The following is a 20,152-nucleotide window of genomic DNA, read 5'->3' as shown; positions in this document are numbered from 1 at the left end:
CTTAAAGCTTGAAGCTGCCGCCCTATGACCAACATCCCTCACACTCAGATCACCGAACCCGCCGTCACCTGCTCGACGTGCGCGGCCTGCTGCTGCCAGTTGGAAGTGATGCTGATCACCGACACCGGCGTGCCGCAGCGCTATATCGATACCGATGACTGGGGTGGTGAAGTGATGCTGCGCCTGGACGATGGCTGGTGCGCGGCGCTGGACCGGGACACGATGATGTGCACGATCTATGAGCTTCGGCCGTTGATATGTCGGGAGTTCGAGATGGGAGCGTCGGAGTGCCTGGAAGAGCGCGCAGGCATTGCCACGGTCTATCGCTGATATTCAAATGAGTAGAGATCCCAATGTGGGAGGGGCTTGCCCCCTCCCACATGGATTTGCTGTGCCCTACAGCGGCATGGTGTAGTGCAGCGCGTAGCTCTCTACCCCATCGTTATTGCTGCTGATCCCGGCGTTGGAATAGTGGGTGGCACGAATACCCACTTCATGCCCACCGGCAAACCGCAGGCCGAAACCCAGACGGTCTTCGAACTGGAAGGACTGGCCAATGTTGTTGTCTTCCAGCCGGGTGCGGGAGAACAACGCCACACCGATCCCGGCCTCGATGTAAGGCTTGACCGACTCCCCGGCAAACTCATACACAAACACCGGCGAAAACGACAGGCTGCTGGCGCCTGCGCGGTCATCCCCTTCCCAATACGTGTAAGCGCCGCTCCAGTAGCCCGTCAGGCGACCGACATTGCTCTGCATCCAGCTCTTATCCCAATCCGAGGTCAGGCCCAGACGGTAGGTCAGCGTTGAATCGCTGGTGCTGCCAAGGCCGAACTCCAGGCCGGCGGCCTGGGTTGTCATAGAGTGTCCCAACATCACAGCCGCAATCGCAGCCACACAGAACAAGCGCTTCATAGAACCTACCTTTGCGAACGAAGTTGTTGGTTATTTACAGGCCATCTCGCTATAGAAGCTTGCGTAGAGTCAGAAGTTCAGCGAGATTTCACGAAATTTTCACGAGCCGAAGCTTCGCACAACTCCAGGATGTTTCCAAAGTGTCGGTAGGATATTTCTGAGGTGATACACGTCGCCGCTGGTCCAGAACTGCGCAGGCACGGGCGTGCCGCTGGACAGCAAGCTCCGTTCGCCCAGCAAACGCTTGAGCTGGCGTGCGACGGCGGCGCCGGTGTCGATCAGGATGATGCTCGGCGGTAGCATCTGCGCCAGAAGTGGCTTGAGGAAGGGGTAGTGGGTGCAGCCGAGGATGATGGTGTCGCAGCCGGCACTGAGCAGCGGTTCGATGTAGCCCTGCAATAGCTGGCGCAGGGCCGGGCTGTTCAGGTCGCCGGTTTCGATAAGCTCTACCAGGCCAGGACACGGTTGGGTGATCACCCGCACGTCGGTGGCAAAGCGGTCGAGCAAGGCGGCGAACTTGGCACTTTGCAGGGTGCCGGTGGTGGCCAGCACGCCGACCACGCCGCTGCGAGTCGCAGCCGCCGCCGGCTTTACCGCGGGCTCCATGCCGACCAAGGGCCAGTCGGGGTAGTCCTGGCGCACATCGGCCACGGCGGCGACCGTCGCGGTGTTACAGGCAATCACAAACGCCTTGGCCCCCTGTTCGCGAAAAAACTCGGCGACCAGGCGGGAGCGCTCGCGGATGAAGGCCGGGGTTTTCTCGCCATAGGGAATATGCCCGCAGTCGGCCACGTACAGCAGTGACTCATGGGGTAACAGTTGCTGGATTTCGTCCAGTACCGACAAGCCGCCGACGCCGGAATCGAACACACCGATGGGCGCGTCCTCAACCATGTCGCGTCCCGCATATGCTGCATCCCGGGTCGCGTTTGACGCGCAACTCACGGAACCGCGAGGTCAATGCGTCAATCAGCAACAAGCGCCCCACCAACGGCTCACCGAAGCCAGCCAGCAGCTTCAAGGCTTCCAACGCCTGCAGGCTACCGACCAGGCCCACCAAGGGCCCGACGACGCCAGCTTCGCTGCAGGTCAGTTCGGTGTCGCTGCCATGCCCGTACAAGCAGTGGTAGCACGCGGCTGTCGGGGCGACGCGGATCGAACACCGACAGCTGCCCCTCCAGGCGAATCGCCGCGCCACTGATCAACGGTTTGCCGCCGGCGACACAAGCGGCATTGACCGCTTCGCGGGTTGAGAAGTTGTCGCTGCAATCGAGCACCACGTCGACGGCGGCGACGGCCGCTGCCAGCGAATCGGCATCCAGCGCGGTGCGATGGGCGAGCAGCGCGATCTCGGGATTGATGGCGACCAGTCGACGCATGGCCGAATCGACCTTGGTCTGCCCGACGCTGTCGGTGTCGTGAATGATCTGGCGTTGCAGGTTGGTCAAGTCGACCGTGTCGAAATCCGCCAGATGCAACTCGCCGACCCCAGCAGCGGCCAGGTACAGCGCAACTGGCGCACCCAGCCCCCCCAGGCCGACGATCAAGGCGCGGCTGTTTTTCAAGCGCAACTGGCCTTCGATGTCGACGTGCTGCAGCAGAATCTGTCGGCTGTAGCGCAACAGTTCGTGGTCGGTCAGCACGGGCGGCGTCCCAGGGTGATGCGTTCATGGCCGCCGAGGTCGATGCGGCTGTGTACCTCGTCAAAGCCTTCAGTGAGCAGCAGGTCGCGCACGGCTGGGGCCTGGTCGTAACCATGCTCGAGCAACAAGCGGCCACCGGCCTTCAAATGGGCCGGGGCCTGTTTGATGATCAGGCGCAGGTCGTCCAGGCCATCATCGCCGGCCACCAAGGCGCTGGACGGCTCGAAGCGCACGTCGCCCGCAACCAGGTGCGGATCGTTGGCGGCGATGTACGGCGGGTTGCTGATGATCAGGTCATAGGTCTGGCCTTGCAGCGCGCTGAACCAATGGCTATTGAGTACCACCGCGTTATTGAGGTGGAGCCGCTGGCGGTTGCGCTCGGCCAGGGCCACGGCTTCCATCACGCGATCGACGGCCGTGACTTGCCACATCGGGCGTTCACTGGCCAGAGCCAAGGCGATGGCGCCGCTGCCGGTGCCTAGGTCCAGGACCTGAGCGGGCATGGCCGGCAACAATTCCAGGGCAGCTTCCACCAGCAACTCGGTATCCGGACGCGGGATCAGCGTGTGGGGAGCGACCTCCAGGTCCAGCTTCCAGAAGCCTTGCTGGCCGAGGATATACGCCACCGGCTCACCGCCGCGACGGCGTTGCAGGAAGCCGGCAAACGTCAGTGCGTGTTCACTGCTGACGATCTTTTCCGGCCAGGTGTGCAAGTAGCTGCGGGATTTTCCCAAGGCAGCGGCCAGCAGCAATTCGGCATCCAGGCGCGCGGTGGGCGAGTCGGGCAAGTCGGCGGCACGCAGCAGGCTGGCGATGATGGTCATTTATTCACCTATTGCCGCCAATTGATCGGCCTGGTACTCGGCGAGCAGCGGCTCGATCACCGCATCAACGCCACCGGCGAGGATTTCATCCAGGGAATACAGGGTGAGGTTGACCCGATGGTCGGTGACCCGGCCCTGGGCAAAGTTGTAGGTACGGATGCGCTCGGAGCGGTCGCCCGAACCCACCAGCAGCTTGCGTTCACTGGCAATCGCGTTGGCGGCGGCGCTGGTCTGCTGGTCATTGAGCTTGGCCGACAGCCAGGACATCGCCCGTGCACGGTTCTTGTGTTGGGAACGTTCCTCCTGGCACTCCACCACGATGCCCGACGGCAAGTGGGTGATACGGATTGCCGAGTCAGTCTTGTTGACGTGCTGGCCGCCCGCGCCCGACGAGCGGTAGGTGTCGACCCGCAAGTCCGCCGGGTTGATCTCGATCGCTTCCTGCTCGTCCGGCTCGGGCAACACGGCCACGGTGCACGCCGACGTATGGATACGGCCTTGGGACTCGGTCGCCGGAACACGCTGCACACGGTGCACGCCGGATTCGAACTTCAGCTTGCCGTAGACGTTATCGCCCTCAACCCGGGCGATGACTTCTTTATAGCCGCCGTGCTCGCCTTCGTTCTCGGACAGGATTTCCACCCGCCAGCCGCGACGCTCGGCATAGCGCGAGTACATGCGGAACAAGTCGCCGGAAAAGATTGCCGCCTCGTCGCCACCGGTGCCGGCGCGAATTTCGAGGAACACGTTGCGCCCGTCGTTAGGGTCTTTGGGCAGCAACATGCGTTGCAGGTCGCCTTCGAGCTCGACGAGTTTTTCCTTGGCCTCGCGCACTTCTTCCACGGCCATTTCGCGCATGTCGGGGTCGCTGTCCTTGAGCAGCGCCTGGGCGCCTTCGAGGTCGGCCTGCACTTTGAGCAGATTCTTGTAGGTGGCCACGATGGGCTCGACTTCGGCGTATTCCTTGGAATAAGCACGGAACTTGGTCTGATCGGAGATGATCTCACCATCGCCGAGCAAGGCGGTCAGTTCTTCGAAACGGTCCTGGAGCACATCCAGTTTATTGAGCAGTGACGCTTTCATTGCGGTTTTTTATCCGAAGAGCTATCTGACGCGCCCTCACCGAGGGCAAAGAGTTCCTGAGCCATGGCCAGCGCATCGAGGCGGCCTTCGGCAGTCAATTTTTTCAGTTGTACGCTGGGAGCATGGAGCAGTTTGTTGGTCAGGCCACGGGCCAGTTGCATCAGCACGTCTTCGGCGCTGCTGCCATTGGCCAACAAGCGCTGGGCCTTGATCAGCTCCTCATCGCGCAGGCGTTCGCCCTGCTGACGATACGCCTTGAGCACATCCACCGCCGCCAGTTCGCGCAGGCGCACCATGAAGTCTTCAGCGCCGGTGCTGACCATCTCCTCTGCGGCCTGGGCAGCGCCCTGGCGACTCTTGAGGTTTTCGGCGACCACTTCGTGCAAATCGTCGACGCTGTAGAGGTAAACGTCGTCCAACTCGCCGACTTCAGGCTCGATATCTCGGGGAACGGCAATGTCCACCATGAAGATCGGCTTGTGCTTGCGCAGCTTCAGCGCACTCTCGACCGCGCCTTTGCCCAGGATCGGCAACTGGCTGGCAGTGGAGCTGATGACAATGTCGCTGCGCACCAGCTCGGCCGGGATGTCCGACAGCAGCACGGCATGCGCGCCGAACTGCTCGGCCAGGGTGCTCGCGCGCTCAAGCGTGCGGTTGGCCACCACGATACGCTTCACGCCCAGGTCGTGCAGGTGCCGCGCAACCAGGGTAATGGTTTCACCGGCACCGATCAGCAACGCCTGGCTGCGCTGCAAGTCGCTGAAGATCTGTTTGGCCAGGCTGACGGCGGCAAACGCCACGGAAACCGGGTTTTCGCCAATGGCGGTGTCGGTGCGCACCTGCTTGGCGGAATTGAACGTGGCCTGGAACAGGCGGCCCAGCAGCGGGCCGACCGTGCCGGCCTCGCGAGCCACGGCATAGGCTGATTTCATCTGGCCAAGGATCTGCGGCTCGCCCAGGACCAGCGAGTCGAGACCGGAGGCCACACGCATCATGTGACGAACGGCCGCATCCTCTTCATGCACATAAGCACTGGCGCGCAGCTCATCGAGGCTCAAATGGTGGTAATCGGCCAGCCAGCGCAGCACGTCGTCCGCGGACAGGTGTTCCTGCTCTATATAAAGCTCGCTGCGATTGCAGGTCGAAAGGATTGCAGCTTCGCGGCTGTCGGTAAGCCGGCAGAGCTGCTGCAAGGCCTCAACCAACTGCTCTGGCGTAAACGCTACGCGCTCGCGCACGTCTACCGAGGCAGTCTTGTGGTTAATACCGAGTGCGAGAAAGGCCATTCACTATCGCTGATGATGTCGGGAAGCCGACAATTGTCCTACTTCGAAAGATCCAGAACAACCACCGTCGTCTATTGTCCCTATACGTTGTGCCTATAAAGGCCCCCTGTAGGAGCGAGCTTGCTCGCGAAAAACCGAGGAACACCGCTGAGTGCCAGGCTTCCCGCGTTATCGTTGACCCTCTTCGCGAGCAAGCTCGCTCCTACAAAGGCAAAAGGCAGCAATAGTCGTATTCCGAGTGCCCCGGTTATGTTTGGCCGAAGGCTTGTGTCATGATGATCCGACCGCAGGTTAGTCGTCCTCTTCCTATATGAATAGATCTTCCGCGTTGCTCCTTGCTTTTGTCTTCCTCAGCGGCTGCCAGGCCATGGCCCCCGTGTCGCCGGACAGTACACCGCCGGTGGAAGACAACACGCCCGCCCCTGAAAAGCCCAAGGTCTATTCCTCGTTCAGCGAAGAAACGGTCTATAGCCTGCTGACCGCGGAACTCGCCGGCCAGCGTAACCGCTTCGATATCGCGCTGGATAACTACGTCACCCAGGCGATCAATACCCAGGATCCCGGTATCTCGGAGCGAGCGTTTCGCATCGCCGAGTACTTGGGCGCAGACCAGGCCGCGCTGGACGCTTCGCTGATCTGGGCGAAAAACGCCCCGGAAGATCTCGAAGCCCAACGTGCGGCCGCCGTGCAGTTGGCACGCGCCGGGCGCTATGACGACTCCATGGTCTATATGGAAAAAGTCCTGCAGGGCAAGGGCGACACGCATTTCGACTTCCTTGCGCTGTCAGCCGCCGATACCGATCAGGACACGCGCAACGGCCTGATGAAGAGTTTCGACCGCCTGCTGCAAAAGCATCCCAAGAACAGCCAACTGATTTTCGGCAAGGCCTTGCTGCTGCAACAGGACGATGAAGCCGACGCCGCGCTCAAGCTGCTGGAGCAGAACCCGCCGGATGAAGGTGAGATCGCACCGATCCTGCTGCGCGCACGCCTGCTGCAAAACCTCAACCGCGGCAAGGAAGCGATTCCGCTGCTGGAAAAAAGCATCAAGAAATATCCGGACGACAAGCGTCTGCGCCTGACTTACGCACGGATGCTGGTTGAGCAAGACCGCATGGAAGACGCCAAAGTGCAGTTCGCCAATCTGGTCCAGCAGTACCCGGATGACGACGAACTGCGCTATTCCCTCGCACTGGTATGCCTGGAAGCCAAGGCGTGGGACGAGGCCAAGGGTTACCTGCAAGAGTTGGTTGCGCGCGAAAGCCATGTGGACTCGGCGCACCTGAACCTGGGCCGCATCGCTGAAGAGCGCAACGACCCGCAGGCCGCATTGCTTGAGTACGCCCAGGTAGGCCCGGGCAATGATTACCTGCCGGCCCAGTTGCGCCAAGCCGATATTCTGATGAGCAACGGTCGTACGGACGAGGCGGAGAAACGCCTGGCCGCGGCCCGTGATGCCGAACCCGACTACGCGATCCAGCTGTATCTGATCCAGGCGGAAACCTTATCGGCCAATAACCAGGGCGAACGCGCCTGGAAGTTGTTGCAACAAGCCTTGCTGCAATACCCCGACGACCTGAACCTGCTCTACACCCGTGCCATGCAGGCAGAGAAACGCAATGACCTGGCACAGATGGAAAAAGACCTGCGCCTGATCATCAAGCGCGACCCGGACAATGCCATGGCCCTCAACGCCTTGGGTTACACCTTGTCCGACCGCACGACGCGCTACGCTGAAGCCAAGGTGTTGATCGAACAAGCCCACAAGCTCAACCCAGAAGATCCGGCCGTGCTCGACAGCCTGGGCTGGGTCAATTACCGCCTGGGCAACCTCGACGAGGCCGAGCGTTTGCTGCGTCAGGCGCTGGAGCGCTTTCCAGACCAGGAAGTCGCTGCGCACCTGGGCGAAGTGCTGTGGGCCAATGGCAAGCAACGCGAAGCGCGACAAATCTGGGAGAAGTTCCTCAAGGAACAACCCGAAAGCCCTATCCTGCGCGGCACCATCAAGCGCCTGACCGGATCCGAGACCCTATAAGCTTATGTTCCTGCGCCACGTTATCGTTTTCAGCTTCATCGCCCTGCTCGCCGGTTGCGCGGGTTTTGGCTCCCGCGAATCCGTTGAAGGCCAGGGCAACCCGGCACAATGGCAACAACACAAGGATCAGCTCAGCAGCATCGACGGCTGGCAGATCGAGGGCAAGGTCGGGGTGCGTGCACCCAAGGACTCCGGCAGCGGCACCCTGTTCTGGCTGCAACGCCAGGACTATTACGATATCCGTCTGTCTGGCCCGCTGGGTCGCGGTGCGGCTCGCCTGACCGGCCGGCCGGGACAAGTCAGCCTGGAAGTGGCCAACCAGGGGCGCTACGAAGCGACATCCCCGGAAGAACTGCTGGAGCAACAGATCGGCTGGAAACTGCCCGTGTCGCACCTGGTCTGGTGGGTGCGCGGCCTGCCGGCGCCTGATAGCAAGAGCCGCTTGAGCCTCAATGGCGACAGTCGCCTGGCGTCCCTTGAGCAGGATGGCTGGCAGGTCGAGTACTTGAGCTACGTACAACAGAACGGTTACTGGCTGCCCGAGCGCATCAAACTGCACGGCACCGACCTTGACGTCACGCTGGTGATCAAGGACTGGCAACCGCGTAAATTGGGGCAATAACGTGACCGTCGCAAAACTCACGCTACCCTCCCCCGCCAAACTAAACCTGATGCTGCACATCCTGGGGCGCCGTGAAGACGGCTACCACGAGTTGCAGACGCTGTTTCAATTTCTCGACTACGGCGATGAACTGACCTTCGCCGTGCGTGACGATGGCGTGATCAAGCTGCATACCGAATTCGATGGCGTGCCCCACGACAGCAATCTGATCGTGAAGGCCGCAAAAAAACTTCAGCAGCAATCCGGTTGCCCGCTCGGCATCGATATCTGGATCGATAAAATCCTGCCCATGGGCGGCGGTATCGGTGGCGGCAGCTCGAATGCCGCGACCACATTGCTCGGTCTCAACCACGTGTGGCAGCTCGGCTGGAACCATGATCGCCTCGCCGAACTGGGCCTCACACTCGGTGCCGACGTCCCGGTTTTCGTGCGCGGGCACGCCGCATTTGCTGAGGGTGTGGGTGAGAAACTCACCCCCGTAGAGCCCGAGGAGCCGTGGTATCTCGTGCTTGTGCCGCAAGTATCTGTAAGTACAGCAGAAATTTTTTCAGATCCGTTGTTGACACGTAACTCTTCTCCCATTAAAGTGCGCCCCGTTCCCAAGGGAAACAGTCGAAATGACTGCTTACCGGTTGTAGCAAGGCGTTATCCAGAGGTACGTAACGCTTTGAATTTGTTAGGTAAATTTACCGAAGCAAAATTAACCGGAACTGGAAGTTGTGTGTTTGGGGGCTTCCCAAGCAAAGCTGAAGCTGATAAAGTCTCGGCCCTTCTTACAGAGACCCTTACAGGGTTTGTAGCAAAGGGAAGCAACGTTTCGATGTTGCATCGCAAGCTGCAAAGTCTGCTCTAAAAGGAATCGAGTGTTAGGCACTCGTTGCAACAGATACAGGGGCGTCGCCAAGCGGTAAGGCAGCAGGTTTTGATCCTGCCATGCGTTGGTTCGAATCCAGCCGCCCCTGCCATTTTCTAATACTCATCCAGGTTACCCTCAGCCTCTAGGTACTGCGCGTGTCCAAGATGATGGTCTTTACGGGGAATGCCAACCCCGATCTGGCTCGACGTGTCGTACGTCAGCTGCATATCCCTCTCGGTGACATCTCTGTCGGTAAGTTCTCCGACGGCGAAATTACAGCCGAGATCAATGAAAACGTTCGCGGTAAAGACGTCTTCATTATTCAGCCGACCTGCGCTCCGACCAACGATAACCTGATGGAACTCGTCGTGATGGCTGATGCCTTCCGCCGCTCCTCAGCGACTCGAATCACAGCTGTAATCCCTTACTTTGGTTATGCCCGTCAGGATCGCCGTCCGCGCTCCGCACGTGTGGCTATCAGCGCGAAAGTCGTTGCTGACATGCTGACCGTGGTAGGTATCGATCGTGTTCTCACGGTTGACCTGCACGCTGACCAAATCCAGGGGTTCTTCGATATTCCGGTAGATAACATCTACGGCTCCCCCGTTCTGGTGGATGACATCGAAGACCAGCGCTTTGAAAACCTGATGATCGTGTCCCCGGACATTGGCGGCGTCGTGCGTGCACGGGCTGTTGCCAAATCCCTGGGCGTGGACCTCGGTATCATCGACAAACGCCGCGAGAAAGCCAATCACTCTGAAGTGATGCATATCATCGGTGATGTCGAAGGGCGTACCTGTATTCTGGTTGATGACATGGTCGACACCGCCGGCACTCTGTGCCACGCGGCGAAAGCCTTGAAAGAGCACGGTGCCGCAAAAGTCTTCGCCTACTGCACACACCCTGTGCTGTCGGGCCGAGCGATCGAGAACATCGAGAACTCCATGCTGGACGAACTGGTGGTGACTAACACCATCCCGTTGTCCGCTGCAGCTCAAGCCTGTTCGCGTATCCGTCAACTGGATATCGCACCGGTAGTTGCCGAAGCGGTTCGCCGCATCAGCAACGAAGAATCGATCAGCGCGATGTTCCGCTAAGGGTCAAACCTTCGGAGCATCTTACTGACGAAAAGCGCCCCGCCCCAGCATTCCGCTGGGGCGGGGCTTTTTTGCCCATGTCGAGTTCGGCGCTGGTCGCAAACGCCCCTCGATGATGGCTATATTGGAGATACAACATGAACGATTTTACTCTGAACGCCCAAGCGCGTACTGACCTGGGGAAAGGTGCGAGCCGCCGCCTGCGTCACGCCGCCAACATCCCAGCCGTTGTTTACGGTGGTAACAAGCCTGCTGAATCCGTGACCATTCTGGCCAAGGAAATCGCCAAGCTGTTCGAAAACGAAGCGGCCTACAGCCACGTTATCGAGCTGAACGTCGATGGCGCCAAGCAGAACGTGATCGTCAAAGCAATGCAGCGTCACCCTTCCAAGCAGTTCATCATGCACGCTGACTTCGTTCGCGTTGTAGCTGGCCAGAAACTGACCGCTATCGTGCCTGTGCACTTTGTTGGTGAAGAAGCTCCGGTCAAGAAAGGCGGCGTTGTTTCCCACACTGCCACCGAGATCGAAGTGACCTGCCTGCCGAAAGATCTGCCTGAGTTCATCGAAGTCGACCTGTCGGCAGCTGAAATCGGCACCATCATTCACTTGTCCGACCTCAAAGCGCCTAAAGGCGTTGAGTTCGTTGCACTGGCTCACAACGATGACAAGGCTGTTGCCAACGTCCACGCGCCACGTGTTGTAGCTGAAGATGAAGCAGGCGAAACCGCTGCAGAGTAATACTCTCTGTAACGTCGGAGCTTGAGGAAACATCGCGGACCGAAACGTAGCGAGAAAGCGGGCGATAACGCGGCGTTTACTCTTGAGTAAATGATGTAGTGTTGTCCACTTTCGCCGCACTCCGTCTGGCGATCTTATCCACAACTCCAAAGGAAGGGCCCCTGTCGTGACTGCCATTAAACTGATCGTTGGCCTGGGAAATCCAGGCGCCGAATACGAACAGACCCGGCATAACGCGGGGGCCCTTTTTGTTGAGCGCATCGCCCACGCCCAAGGCATCAATCTTGTGGCCGATCGCAAATATTTTGGCCTGACCGGGCGTTTCTCGCACCAGGGTCAGGATGTTCGTCTGCTGATTCCCACCACCTACATGAACCGCAGCGGCCAGGCTGTCGCGGCGCTTGCGGGCTTCTTCCGGATCAAGCCCGAAGAAATCCTGGTGGCCCATGACGAACTGGACTTGCCACCCGGCGTTGCCAAACTCAAGCTGGGCGGCGGGCATGGCGGGCACAACGGCCTGCGCGACATCATCGCGCAGCTGGGTAATCAGAATAATTTCTACCGTCTGCGGCTCGGCATTGGCCACCCAGGCGTTGCCAGTATGGTTTCAAATTTCGTCCTGGGTCGTGCGCCACGCGCCGAACAGGAAAAGCTCGATGCCAGCATCGATTTTGCCCTCGGCGTGCTGCCGGATATCTTCGCCGGTGAATGGAACCGTGCGATGAAAAACCTGCACAGCCAGAAGGCCTGACTTTTACCGAGGGGAAACACCATGGGATTCAATTGCGGCATCGTCGGCCTGCCCAACGTCGGCAAATCCACCCTTTTCAATGCCCTGACCAAGTCCGGTATCGCGGCGGAGAACTTTCCCTTCTGCACCATCGAACCCAACAGCGGTATCGTGCCAATGCCGGACCCACGCCTGGACGCGCTGGCAGCTATCGTCAACCCCAAGCGCATCCTGCCGACCACCATGGAATTCGTCGACATTGCGGGCTTGGTCGCCGGTGCGTCGAAAGGTGAAGGCCTGGGCAACAAGTTCCTGGCCAACATCCGCGAAACCGATGCCATCGCTCATGTGGTCCGCTGCTTCGAAGACGAGAACGTGATTCACGTCTCCAACAGCGTCGACCCTAAACGCGACATCGAAATCATCGACCTGGAACTGATCTTCGCTGACCTCGACAGCTGCGAAAAGCAACTGCAGAAAGTCGCGCGCAACGCCAAGGGCGGTGATAAAGACGCGGTGGTCCAGAAAGGCCTGTTGGAACAACTGATCGCTCACTTCACCGAAGGCAAGCCGGCTCGCAGCCTGATGAAGAACATGGGCACTGACGAGAAGGCCGTGATCAAGGGTTTCCACCTGCTGACCACCAAGCCCGTGATGTACATCGCCAACGTCGCTGAAGACGGCTTCGAGAACAACCCGCTGCTCGACGTGGTCAAGGCCATCGCCGACGAAGAAGGCGCCATCGTGGTACCGGTGTGCAACAAAATCGAAGCGGAAATCGCCGAACTCGATGACGGCGAAGAGAAGGACATGTTCCTTGAGGCCCTGGGCCTGGAAGAACCTGGCCTGAACCGCGTGATCCGCGCTGGCTATGAGATGCTTAATCTGCAGACCTACTTCACCGCCGGTGTCGAAGAAGTACGTGCCTGGACCGTCAAGGTCGGCGCCACGGCGCCACAGGCGGCCGGCGTGATTCACACCGACTTCGAAAAAGGCTTTATCCGCGCAGAAGTGATCGCTTACAACGATTTCATTCAGTACAAGGGTGAAGCGGGGGCCAAGGAAGCGGGTAAGTGGCGTTTGGAAGGTAAGGAATACATCGTGAAAGATGGCGATGTGATGCACTTCCGGTTCAACGTATAAATATTAATTTCGGCATACGCCACCCATAAAAAGCCGATGCAATGCATCGGCTTTTTTGTGGGTGACTGATCACCAAATCAAGAACGCCCTCACCTAAAAGCCAGATCAACTTCAGAATCATCCTATGTACTCTATTCATTACTCATCACAATAACCATATATCACTAAAAAACAAATTTCTCCTACATTGAACAGACACTTAGCCTCACTCAGGGCAAGTGACAAAACTTGTAATCTTCGATTTACTAGACAGGGCCTACACATCAATAGTGACGCAGTAGCGATTATGGAGTAATCACTCAATGTCGGCCTCTGACCATATGGCTAATGTCGCGGATATTTCGCTGCCTGAAGGCCCTGATATTGAAAGTATCTTGAGCAGCACGGCCCCGCTCAATATTGACATTCTATTGCTGGGAGAGACCGGCACCGGCAAGGACACCCTGGCGCGGCGAATTCATCGTTTATCAGGACGACGAGGTAACTTCGTCGCAGTGAACTGTGCGGCCATTCCAGAGACGCTCGCGGAAAGCGAGTTATTCGGCGTCAACAGCGGGGCATACACCGGCGCCGTGCAGTCCAGGGCGGGCTTTATCGAGGCCGCTCACTTGGGCACCCTGTACCTGGATGAAATCGACAGCATGCCGCTTTCTCTACAAGCCAAGCTACTTCGGGCATTGGAGTCGCGTGGCGTCGAGCGCCTGGGTTCAACCCGATTTATCCCAGTAGACATGCGAGTCGTCGCATCGGCCCAACAATCGTTGTATGAAATGGTGGAGCGAGGAACCTTCCGGCGCGACCTGTATTTTCGTTTGAGTGTCGTTAACATTCAGCTTCCGTCTTTGCGAGAGTGCAGAGACCGAATAATTCCGCTTTTTCTGACCATGATCAGACACGAAGCAGAGTCCTTTAAATGCCCCCCTCCCCAGCCGCCAAGCTCGTTGTTTCAACAATTGTTATGCCACCCCTGGCCTGGCAACGTTCGCGAGCTGAGTTCTACGGCTAAACGATTTGTATTGGGACTTCCTCCACTATCGGTTAGCGGCAGAGACCGTGTGGTATCTGGAGCAAGCCTCAAGGAACGCTTACAACGTATTGAGAAATCACTGATTGAAGAATCATTGCACCGACACAGCGGCAATGTGGATCTGGCAGCAGCTGATTTGAGGGTTGCTAAACGCACATTTTATTACCGGATGAAACAACTGGGGATTAGCTGAGCGGATACTTGAAACCGTTGCGCGCCAAGCAGTATTGGGGACCGTCGATTTTTTCGTAATTAATTGGAACCACTTAACTGTCAAGTGCCACACACTTAGCGCAAGCCCCCCCATGTTGTACACCGAAGAAAATACATGGGTTCTTAGTAACGCAACACACCTCGAACTAATGAAGTGGAGAAGATCAATGTCTCAGATCAATGGTTACCCTTCCCCTAACCCTTATAGCTACGGCACCGGCGACACCGTCAACAATCCTGCACTCGATACCGAAGCCCTGCGGGCGAAGCAGATACAGGCAGACGGCTTGAGGATGAGCAACGACGCCACGCAAGATAGCAACGTTAAATCAGCTGCTGAGAAAAGGCGATAATGCAAGCACCTCCTCGGCTCATCAGCCGAGGGGGTGTTTCTGATATTGAGCGAATATTTTCAAGCCAACGTAAAGCCCCATTCCTCACCTATCGAGATCACCAATGCTTGTAGAAAACGATAACTCAATCGCACCTGCGAGCCTTATTAACAGCACCGTTCAGACGTCCGATCGTTCAACGTCAAGTAATGATGCTGACTTTTTTGCCTCACTACTTGAACGTCCAATTTCGGCTAGGCCCACAGCACGACTTGAAACGATGAATGTGCTAACGAACGCTGCAGCGGCGCTAGACACGACAAAAAACAAGATAACGAGAGACCTCAGTAGAATCAGCAAAAGCACCGACCGAGAGGCACTACGTAGATATCCAAATGACCTTTCCAATGGAATGCTCATGTCGCATTTCCTCGTAAAAACCCTCGGCAAAACAACTCAGTGCATCGATAAAATATGCAATCTGCAGTAGCAACCAGACGCTTTACGCAATCCCGTCTATTGGCGCTCACCGTCGTCTTTCTATTGAGTGGCTGCGGGGACCGTGTCGAACTGCATCGACAACTCTCCGAGCAAGAGGCCAATGAAGTCATTGCTGAACTGGCAGACAAACATATTCGAGCGCAAAAAACTCCTGCCAAGGATGGTGTAACGGTAAGTGTCGACACCAGCGACATAGGCCGAGCTGTTCGCACTTTGGAGGCTGTAGGCCTGCCCAGACTCGCTCGCGCCACACTAGGCGATACGTTTCGAAAAGAGGGTGTTATCTCTACACCACTGGAAGAGCGCGCCCGCTACATCTACGCCTTATCTCAGGAGCTTGAAGCCACCCTGTCAAACATCGATGGTGTCACCGTTGCCCGCGTGCACGTCGTGCTTCCCGAGCGCGTTGCACCAGGGGAGCCAGTGCAGCCTGCATCCGCCTCCGTTTTTATCAAACACGACCCGCGCCTTGATCCCGATAATATCCGAGCGCGTGTGCGCCGAATGGTCGCGAGCAGTATTCCGGGGATGACGACGGCAGTGGATAACCAACAAAAACTCACCGTCATATTTGTGCCTGCTGCCGTTTACCAAGAACAAAGGCGATTGGTCTACTTCGGGCCTTTTCTGATTCCGGCAGATGACCGCAATTTTTGGTGGATCATCTTCGTCATTGTACCTGGCGGCCTGATTTTGACGGCGGCCGGCTCGCTGTTCCTGTTTAATCGGCGACAGCGGTTGAAGCAGGTAATACCTGTACCTGAAGTAAACGAAGGTCCTGCGCGTGATCATTAGCCATTCTCCATCAATGAGTGAACATCTGGCTTGGGCTCAGTGGTGGGCATTTCCATGGAGAGCGTCCCACGAAAGCTGGAGATTTTTTTACCCTGAGATGGCGTTGATTCACTGCTGTGAGGCCTTGATAAAGAACGAGCTTGCAGGTGCAGCCCCCTGCTTGCCTCCCCGACCTCAGTTTGCCGTGCTTCGGCTGGCACTTGCCTCAACGGAACAACTCAACCTCGCACTCCAATTGATTCACCTTACTGTCATTCCCGAATCCGCACCCGCTTTGAGCGAAGGCGATGACCTATGGTGCATGAGCCTTTCCAAAGCTCTCTCACCTGACATGCTTCTTCCCGAAGACCCTTTGCAATTACTCTGTAATTGGGTGTCGCCCACTGTCTGGCTGCGGCTTCGATTGCGCTTTCCCTTTGAGCGGGTACTGGCAGTGGAAGAACGATCTCCAGTATTCGAAAACGCGTGCAGCCGATTGATCACGCTCTGGCAAGCCGTGGTCTGGCGTGTCACATCAAAGACTGACCATGACACGCTTCCTGACACGCACACGCCAGGAAATTGGTGATGCTGCGACTGCGCAAAATTGAGTTGCACCAGAGCGCTGCCAGCGCTCCAAACGCCTTGATCCCTCGAGAAGTACTCGCAGATGTCGAAAATGCCAATCAGCTGCTGACGCATGCGCAAGCGGAGGCTGACGAACTGATAAGAAAAGCGGGGGAGGCATGTGAGGCGATGCAGAAAAAAGCCGCCGTGGAAATCTGGCAGCGCGCCGATAAGCAACTCAAGCTTTGGGAGCACGAGCGTGAGGCAATGCTGGAAAGCCTTGAACACCACGCAACAGCGGTCATTAACCAGGCCATTAATCACATATTTGATGAGGCGATCGAGCCGCGGCGCCTAGGGGCACTCATAAAGCAGCTGCTGGCCAGCCAAATACCGCCGGTCAACGCAACCCTGCTCTGCTGCCCAAGCGAATTTGAGCAGGTAAAGCAGAACCTTGCTGCTCGCGGCGCGACACTCTGGAAGCTGCAGCCAGACATCGCGGTTCCCCCTCAAACCCTGACACTAAGAACGGATGAGGGAGATTTTGTTATCAACTGGCGCTCGATGCTCGACATGTTTATCAAACAAAGTCGATAAAACTAAAAGCGCCTGCTCAATGGTTCACTTAGCATCAAATAGTTTCGCGTGCATGGAACTGACTGATGGTTACAAACCACAACACAAAAAACCATTGAGGAATCATCATGCGCTTTTATAACGGCTTACCGGAGCAACTTGCCAGAAGCAGCAACACCGCCAACCAGAAAGTCGCGCAAGCAGGTGAGGACTCTGCAACATCGGAAGACATTGAGGCATTCTATTCATTAATGATAAAGCAAGACTTCGCCAACTTTGCCTATTTTGAGCAAGGCCGCCTTGCACATGAAATGATCAAAACAACCATCGAAAGTTTTCAGTGACTTGAAAGAGCTCATTATTCACTGGCTCAAGAGCGGCGACGAGCATCTCATCCTGCTTGAAGACCAAGACGAAATTGTCTTCCGCCTTCAAGGTAATAAGGTGTTGATGTGCGCCACGTTGACTTCGACCTCACCTAGCAATACCGAACTGCAAAGCTGGGTGCGGCTCGGCGCTGCGAGTCTGACGCACTTTCAGGGCGCACTGGCGCGAGCACCCAGCAGTGGCGCACTTTGGATTATCCAAAGGCCTCAGGATGCAACTGAAGCGCCTCGCGTGCTCGGTAGCATCGAATCGCTGCTTCACCAACGTGATACCTGGCGCGCCGTTTACGCACGCCTGAAAAAGCCAGTCCGTCAGCTTCAACCGACCTTGCTACGCTCGTTGCGGCCCTAATCAGGAAAGTCCTATGCATGACAACATCTACAAGCACAGCTGCTTGCACATTGTTCCGCCTGAAACTTCATCCAAACGCGCCAACTGGCAATACACGGTCCTGTTTCTTTTCGCTTGCACACTGGCCCCGGTGCACCATTCTCTTGCGGCGATTCCCTCCGAATGGAAAAACACCGCCTACGCCTATGAAGCCGAACATAAACCTCTACGGGAAGTACTCGAAGACTTCGCTCAGACGTTTGGAACGCAACTGCAAATAGAGGGCCTGCTGGAGGGGGACGTCAACGGCAAGATCCGAGCGAACACGCCGCAATCGTTGCTGGACAGACTGGCCGTGGAGCACCGCTTCCAGTGGTATCTCTACAACAACACCTTATTCGTCAGCACACTGGACCAACAGCAATCCGCGCGCCTGGAAGTGTCCTCGGAGACTGTTTCCGACCTCAAGCAAGCGCTCACCGATATCGGCTTGCTCGATAGCCGATTCGGCTGGGGCGAGTTGCCGGAAGATGGCATCGTGTTGGTCTCCGGTCCTAAAAGCTACATCGAACAGATCAAGCAATTCAGCAGCCAGCGTCGCTCTCCGGATGAGAAACAGAGCGTGCTGACATTCCCGCTGAAGTTCGCCAATGCCGCGGACCGCCAAACAGAGTACCGCAGCGAAAAAATCGTTATCCCTGGCGTCGCCAGCATACTGCGCGGGCTATTGGAGCCGCGCTCTGCCACGACGCTTTCCGGCCTGGCTCAACGTTCGCCATCCCAGTCCCAGCCCGCACCTATCACGCCCAACTTTGCACGCCTGGGCAACCCGCTGCTGGGGCAGATGCTCAGCGCGCCTACGCCCCCGGATTCCGGCATGTCGATTACGCCTCGGGCGCCAGTGGGCACCAGCCGGATCCGCGTAGAGGCGGATGTGCGTAACAACGCCATCCTGATTTATGACTTGCCGGAGCGACAAGCAATGTATCGCGAGTTGATCAGCCAACTCGATGTCGCGCGCAAGCTGGTGGAAATCGACGCGATCATTCTCGACATCGAGCGCACGCAATTAAATGAGTTCGGTATCAAGTGGGGCTTTCAAAACAGTCGTTTTCGTGGCGACGTCAATATGGCGCCCGGTACCGCGTCGCAATTATCGATCAGACACCGTGATCGCTTTTATGCCGATATCCGCGCGCTGGAATCCCGCGGCCTGGCAACCATGGTATCCAACCCCTCAGTGCTGACCCTGGAAAACCAACCAGCGGTCATCGATTTCAACCGTACTCAATACCTGACTGCCGGTACTGAGAACGCGACGATCCTGCCCATCACCGTGGGCACCAGCTTTCAGGTGGTTCCTCGGGTGATCACCAGTCGAGGTGGTCATCAGATTCACCTGGCGATAGACATCGAAGACGGTAACTTCGACGAGTCCAACCCCGAGCGCCTCGGCCCGGATGTGCGCCGAGGCAAGGTCAGCACCCAAGCCGTGATGGCAGAAAAACGTTCGCTGGTAGTGGGTGGGTTCCACGTCACCGAAAGCAACGACAAACAAAACAAGGTGCCTGTGCTGGGCAACATACCGTTGCTGGGCAAGGCACTGTTCTCCTCGACCGAACGGCAGAACAATCGGCGTGAGCGACTGTTCATCCTGACTCCGCGAGTGATCGGCGATCAGTCTGATCCTTCGCGCTACCTACCTCAGGACGACCAACTCGAGTTGCAGGCCGCGCTCAAGCCCTTGGCGCGGCGCCACGCCCCGCATCAGCCGGTGATCAACCGCAGCGACATCACCAACACCCTGGCCCATCTGGTCAGCGGCGAGGTGCCCAAGGCGTTCAAAGCCGAGCCTATGCCGCTGGGGCTGAACACGTTGTGCAGCACCCGCGATTTGCTGGCGCTCAATACAGAACGCAGCCAATGGTATGCAGGCCCACAGTACAACGTGGCGGTAGTGGTTCTGCGCAACCAGTTCAAGCGCAATGTGCGCATCGATGAGAAGGAATGCAGCAATTCGCAAACGCTGGCCGTCACCGTCTGGCCGCGTGCCTGGCTCAAGCCTGGTGAAGAAGCCGAAGTGTTTATCGCCATGCGTCCCGTCATCAAGGATGAGCATCTGAGCGTGCCACGTCCTTCCCTGATCGCCCCAACCCCAACCCGGACACCTTCACCATGAACCACCGACTGTTGCATGCCATGCTGATGGCTGCCGTACTGCTTGTTTCCGGTTGTACACCGACCTGCAAAGGCGACTCCTGCTCTCGCCCGCAATCGAGCAAAGACCAGATGGTGATCTGGTGGCCACCACAGATGCGCGTCGAACCGGGCCCGGCCGGAGGGCGCTCGGACTATCAGACCGTGTCTCTGGAGAGATGAGTGTGGGGAAAGATGAGCATCTCGCTCGCCAGATGCTCATCGACGACTTAGTGAGCGGGCACCCCGCTCACCAGCAGTTGTGCGCGGGGGTC

At 57.7% G+C, this 20,152-nt stretch carries 21 protein-coding genes, 1 tRNA gene and 1 pseudogene; 17 read left to right on the top strand and 6 right to left on the bottom strand.

The genetic code is table 11. The features are described from left to right. The first annotated feature begins 24 nt into the window (after window positions 1-24). Window positions 25-330, top strand: a complete 306-nt coding sequence (locus QF045_RS06610; RefSeq protein ID WP_306491533.1) for a YkgJ family cysteine cluster protein — start codon at window positions 25-27, stop codon at window positions 328-330. A gap of 66 nt (window positions 331-396) precedes the next feature. Here the strand turns inward: QF045_RS06610 and QF045_RS06605 are convergent, their stop codons facing one another. The 6 genes and pseudogenes from QF045_RS06605 to hemA all read right to left on the bottom strand — a co-directional run bounded on the left by QF045_RS06605 (window position 397) and on the right by hemA (window position 5,751). Next, window positions 397-915 (bottom strand): acyloxyacyl hydrolase, encoded by a 519-nt coding sequence (locus QF045_RS06605; RefSeq protein WP_306491532.1) that lies wholly within the window; start codon window positions 913-915, stop codon window positions 397-399. Between the two features lie 99 nt (window positions 916-1,014). After that, entirely contained in the window at window positions 1,015-1,809 is a 795-nt protein-coding gene (gene murI, locus QF045_RS06600) for a glutamate racemase (protein WP_306491531.1), read from the bottom strand. Then, window positions 1,802-2,558: pseudogene (locus QF045_RS06595) on the bottom strand (molybdopterin-synthase adenylyltransferase MoeB). The gene murI and the pseudogene QF045_RS06595 overlap by 8 nt, the downstream one beginning before the upstream one ends. Continuing rightward, window positions 2,552-3,382 carry a peptide chain release factor N(5)-glutamine methyltransferase gene (gene prmC, locus QF045_RS06590; protein ID WP_306491530.1) on the bottom strand — a complete coding sequence of 277 codons (831 nt, stop codon included), beginning with the start codon at window positions 3,380-3,382 and terminating at the stop codon, window positions 2,552-2,554. Before prmC ends, QF045_RS06595 begins: the two are co-directional and overlap by 7 nt. Then, window positions 3,383-4,465: a peptide chain release factor 1 gene (gene prfA / locus QF045_RS06585; RefSeq protein ID WP_124385032.1), complete on the bottom strand. Its 1,083-nt coding sequence runs from the start codon at window positions 4,463-4,465 to the stop codon at window positions 3,383-3,385. Continuing rightward, entirely contained in the window at window positions 4,462-5,751 is a 1,290-nt protein-coding gene (gene hemA, locus QF045_RS06580) for a glutamyl-tRNA reductase (protein ID WP_306491529.1), read from the bottom strand. The genes prfA and hemA overlap by 4 nt, the downstream gene beginning before the upstream one ends. Before the next feature lie 310 nt (window positions 5,752-6,061). Here hemA and QF045_RS06575 point away from each other — a divergent pair, with 310 nt between their 5' ends. The 16 genes from QF045_RS06575 (at window position 6,062) to hrpT (ending at window position 20,060) form a co-directional block, all read left to right on the top strand. Continuing rightward, the gene (locus QF045_RS06575) at window positions 6,062-7,786 is read left to right on the top strand and encodes a tetratricopeptide repeat protein (protein ID WP_306491528.1); all 1,725 of its coding nucleotides are present in this window, start codon (window positions 6,062-6,064) and stop codon (window positions 7,784-7,786) included. Window positions 7,787-7,790: 4 nt separating this feature from the next. Further along, window positions 7,791-8,408 carry a lipoprotein insertase outer membrane protein LolB gene (gene lolB, locus QF045_RS06570; RefSeq protein ID WP_065891723.1) on the top strand — a complete coding sequence of 206 codons (618 nt, stop codon included), beginning with the start codon at window positions 7,791-7,793 and terminating at the stop codon, window positions 8,406-8,408. Window position 8,409: 1 nt separating this feature from the next. After that, complete coding sequence (ispE, locus tag QF045_RS06565) at window positions 8,410-9,261, top strand: 4-(cytidine 5'-diphospho)-2-C-methyl-D-erythritol kinase (RefSeq protein WP_306491527.1); 852 nt, start codon at window positions 8,410-8,412, stop codon at window positions 9,259-9,261. A gap of 37 nt (window positions 9,262-9,298) precedes the next feature. Next, window positions 9,299-9,373, top strand: a tRNA-Gln gene (locus QF045_RS06560). 46 nt (window positions 9,374-9,419) lie between these two features. Then, window positions 9,420-10,361: a ribose-phosphate pyrophosphokinase gene (locus QF045_RS06555; protein ID WP_003208392.1), complete on the top strand. Its 942-nt coding sequence runs from the start codon at window positions 9,420-9,422 to the stop codon at window positions 10,359-10,361. 137 nt (window positions 10,362-10,498) lie between these two features. Beyond that, window positions 10,499-11,101 (top strand): 50S ribosomal protein L25/general stress protein Ctc, encoded by a 603-nt coding sequence (locus QF045_RS06550; protein ID WP_306491526.1) that lies wholly within the window; start codon window positions 10,499-10,501, stop codon window positions 11,099-11,101. Between the two features lie 166 nt (window positions 11,102-11,267). Continuing rightward, complete coding sequence (pth, locus tag QF045_RS06545) at window positions 11,268-11,852, top strand: aminoacyl-tRNA hydrolase (RefSeq protein WP_003188350.1); 585 nt, start codon at window positions 11,268-11,270, stop codon at window positions 11,850-11,852. 21 nt (window positions 11,853-11,873) lie between these two features. Next, window positions 11,874-12,974: a redox-regulated ATPase YchF gene (gene ychF, locus QF045_RS06540; RefSeq protein WP_306491525.1), complete on the top strand. Its 1,101-nt coding sequence runs from the start codon at window positions 11,874-11,876 to the stop codon at window positions 12,972-12,974. Between the two features lie 302 nt (window positions 12,975-13,276). Beyond that, window positions 13,277-14,194: a sigma 54-interacting transcriptional regulator gene (locus QF045_RS06535; protein ID WP_306491524.1), complete on the top strand. Its 918-nt coding sequence runs from the start codon at window positions 13,277-13,279 to the stop codon at window positions 14,192-14,194. 187 nt (window positions 14,195-14,381) lie between these two features. Then, window positions 14,382-14,567 carry a hypothetical protein gene (locus QF045_RS06530; RefSeq protein ID WP_306491523.1) on the top strand — a complete coding sequence of 62 codons (186 nt, stop codon included), beginning with the start codon at window positions 14,382-14,384 and terminating at the stop codon, window positions 14,565-14,567. A gap of 453 nt (window positions 14,568-15,020) precedes the next feature. Further along, window positions 15,021-15,842, top strand: coding sequence for a type III secretion system inner membrane ring lipoprotein SctJ (gene sctJ / locus QF045_RS06525; RefSeq protein ID WP_306491522.1), 822 nt, complete (start codon window positions 15,021-15,023; stop codon window positions 15,840-15,842). Window positions 15,843-16,409: 567 nt separating this feature from the next. Then, window positions 16,410-16,985, top strand: coding sequence for a type III secretion system stator protein SctL (gene sctL / locus QF045_RS06520; protein WP_306491521.1), 576 nt, complete (start codon window positions 16,410-16,412; stop codon window positions 16,983-16,985). Between the two features lie 107 nt (window positions 16,986-17,092). Further along, window positions 17,093-17,308, top strand: coding sequence for a hypothetical protein (locus QF045_RS06515; protein ID WP_306491520.1), 216 nt, complete (start codon window positions 17,093-17,095; stop codon window positions 17,306-17,308). Between the two features lies 1 nt (window position 17,309). After that, a complete protein-coding gene (locus QF045_RS06510; protein WP_306491519.1) occupies window positions 17,310-17,702 on the top strand; it encodes a type III secretion protein in 393 nt (130 codons plus the stop codon). Between the two features lie 13 nt (window positions 17,703-17,715). Next, window positions 17,716-19,860 carry a type III secretion system outer membrane ring subunit SctC gene (gene sctC / locus QF045_RS06505; protein ID WP_306491518.1) on the top strand — a complete coding sequence of 715 codons (2,145 nt, stop codon included), beginning with the start codon at window positions 17,716-17,718 and terminating at the stop codon, window positions 19,858-19,860. Next, on the top strand, window positions 19,857-20,060 hold the full coding sequence (hrpT, locus tag QF045_RS06500; RefSeq protein WP_306491517.1) for an HrpT family type III secretion system protein: 204 nt from the start codon (window positions 19,857-19,859) through the stop codon (window positions 20,058-20,060). Before sctC ends, hrpT begins: the two co-directional genes overlap by 4 nt. The last annotated feature ends 92 nt before the right edge of the window (window positions 20,061-20,152 follow it).

The sequence above is a fragment of the Pseudomonas sp. W4I3 genome (genome assembly GCF_030816195.1).
Taxonomy (GTDB): domain Bacteria; phylum Pseudomonadota; class Gammaproteobacteria; order Pseudomonadales; family Pseudomonadaceae; genus Aquipseudomonas.
The sequence above is the reverse complement of the archived record's forward strand: the minus strand, read 5'-3'. Positions and strand labels throughout refer to the sequence as shown.

Coding starts and splice junctions, on each gene's coding strand:
- QF045_RS06610 (WP_306491533.1), top strand. CDS start 25: ATGACCAACATCCCTCACACTCAGATCACCGAACCCGCCGTCACCTGC.
- QF045_RS06605 (WP_306491532.1), bottom strand. CDS start 915: ATGAAGCGCTTGTTCTGTGTGGCTGCGATTGCGGCTGTGATGTTGGGA.
- murI (WP_306491531.1), bottom strand. CDS start 1,809: ATGGTTGAGGACGCGCCCATCGGTGTGTTCGATTCCGGCGTCGGCGGC.
- prmC (WP_306491530.1), bottom strand. CDS start 3,382: ATGACCATCATCGCCAGCCTGCTGCGTGCCGCCGACTTGCCCGACTCG.
- prfA (WP_124385032.1), bottom strand. CDS start 4,465: ATGAAAGCGTCACTGCTCAATAAACTGGATGTGCTCCAGGACCGTTTC.
- hemA (WP_306491529.1), bottom strand. CDS start 5,751: ATGGCCTTTCTCGCACTCGGTATTAACCACAAGACTGCCTCGGTAGAC.
- QF045_RS06575 (WP_306491528.1), top strand. CDS start 6,062: ATGAATAGATCTTCCGCGTTGCTCCTTGCTTTTGTCTTCCTCAGCGGC.
- lolB (WP_065891723.1), top strand. CDS start 7,791: ATGTTCCTGCGCCACGTTATCGTTTTCAGCTTCATCGCCCTGCTCGCC.
- QF045_RS06550 (WP_306491526.1), top strand. CDS start 10,499: ATGAACGATTTTACTCTGAACGCCCAAGCGCGTACTGACCTGGGGAAA.
- ychF (WP_306491525.1), top strand. CDS start 11,874: ATGGGATTCAATTGCGGCATCGTCGGCCTGCCCAACGTCGGCAAATCC.
- QF045_RS06535 (WP_306491524.1), top strand. CDS start 13,277: ATGTCGGCCTCTGACCATATGGCTAATGTCGCGGATATTTCGCTGCCT.
- QF045_RS06530 (WP_306491523.1), top strand. CDS start 14,382: ATGTCTCAGATCAATGGTTACCCTTCCCCTAACCCTTATAGCTACGGC.
- sctJ (WP_306491522.1), top strand. CDS start 15,021: ATGCAATCTGCAGTAGCAACCAGACGCTTTACGCAATCCCGTCTATTG.
- sctL (WP_306491521.1), top strand. CDS start 16,410: ATGCTGCGACTGCGCAAAATTGAGTTGCACCAGAGCGCTGCCAGCGCT.
- QF045_RS06515 (WP_306491520.1), top strand. CDS start 17,093: ATGCGCTTTTATAACGGCTTACCGGAGCAACTTGCCAGAAGCAGCAAC.
- sctC (WP_306491518.1), top strand. CDS start 17,716: ATGCATGACAACATCTACAAGCACAGCTGCTTGCACATTGTTCCGCCT.
- hrpT (WP_306491517.1), top strand. CDS start 19,857: ATGAACCACCGACTGTTGCATGCCATGCTGATGGCTGCCGTACTGCTT.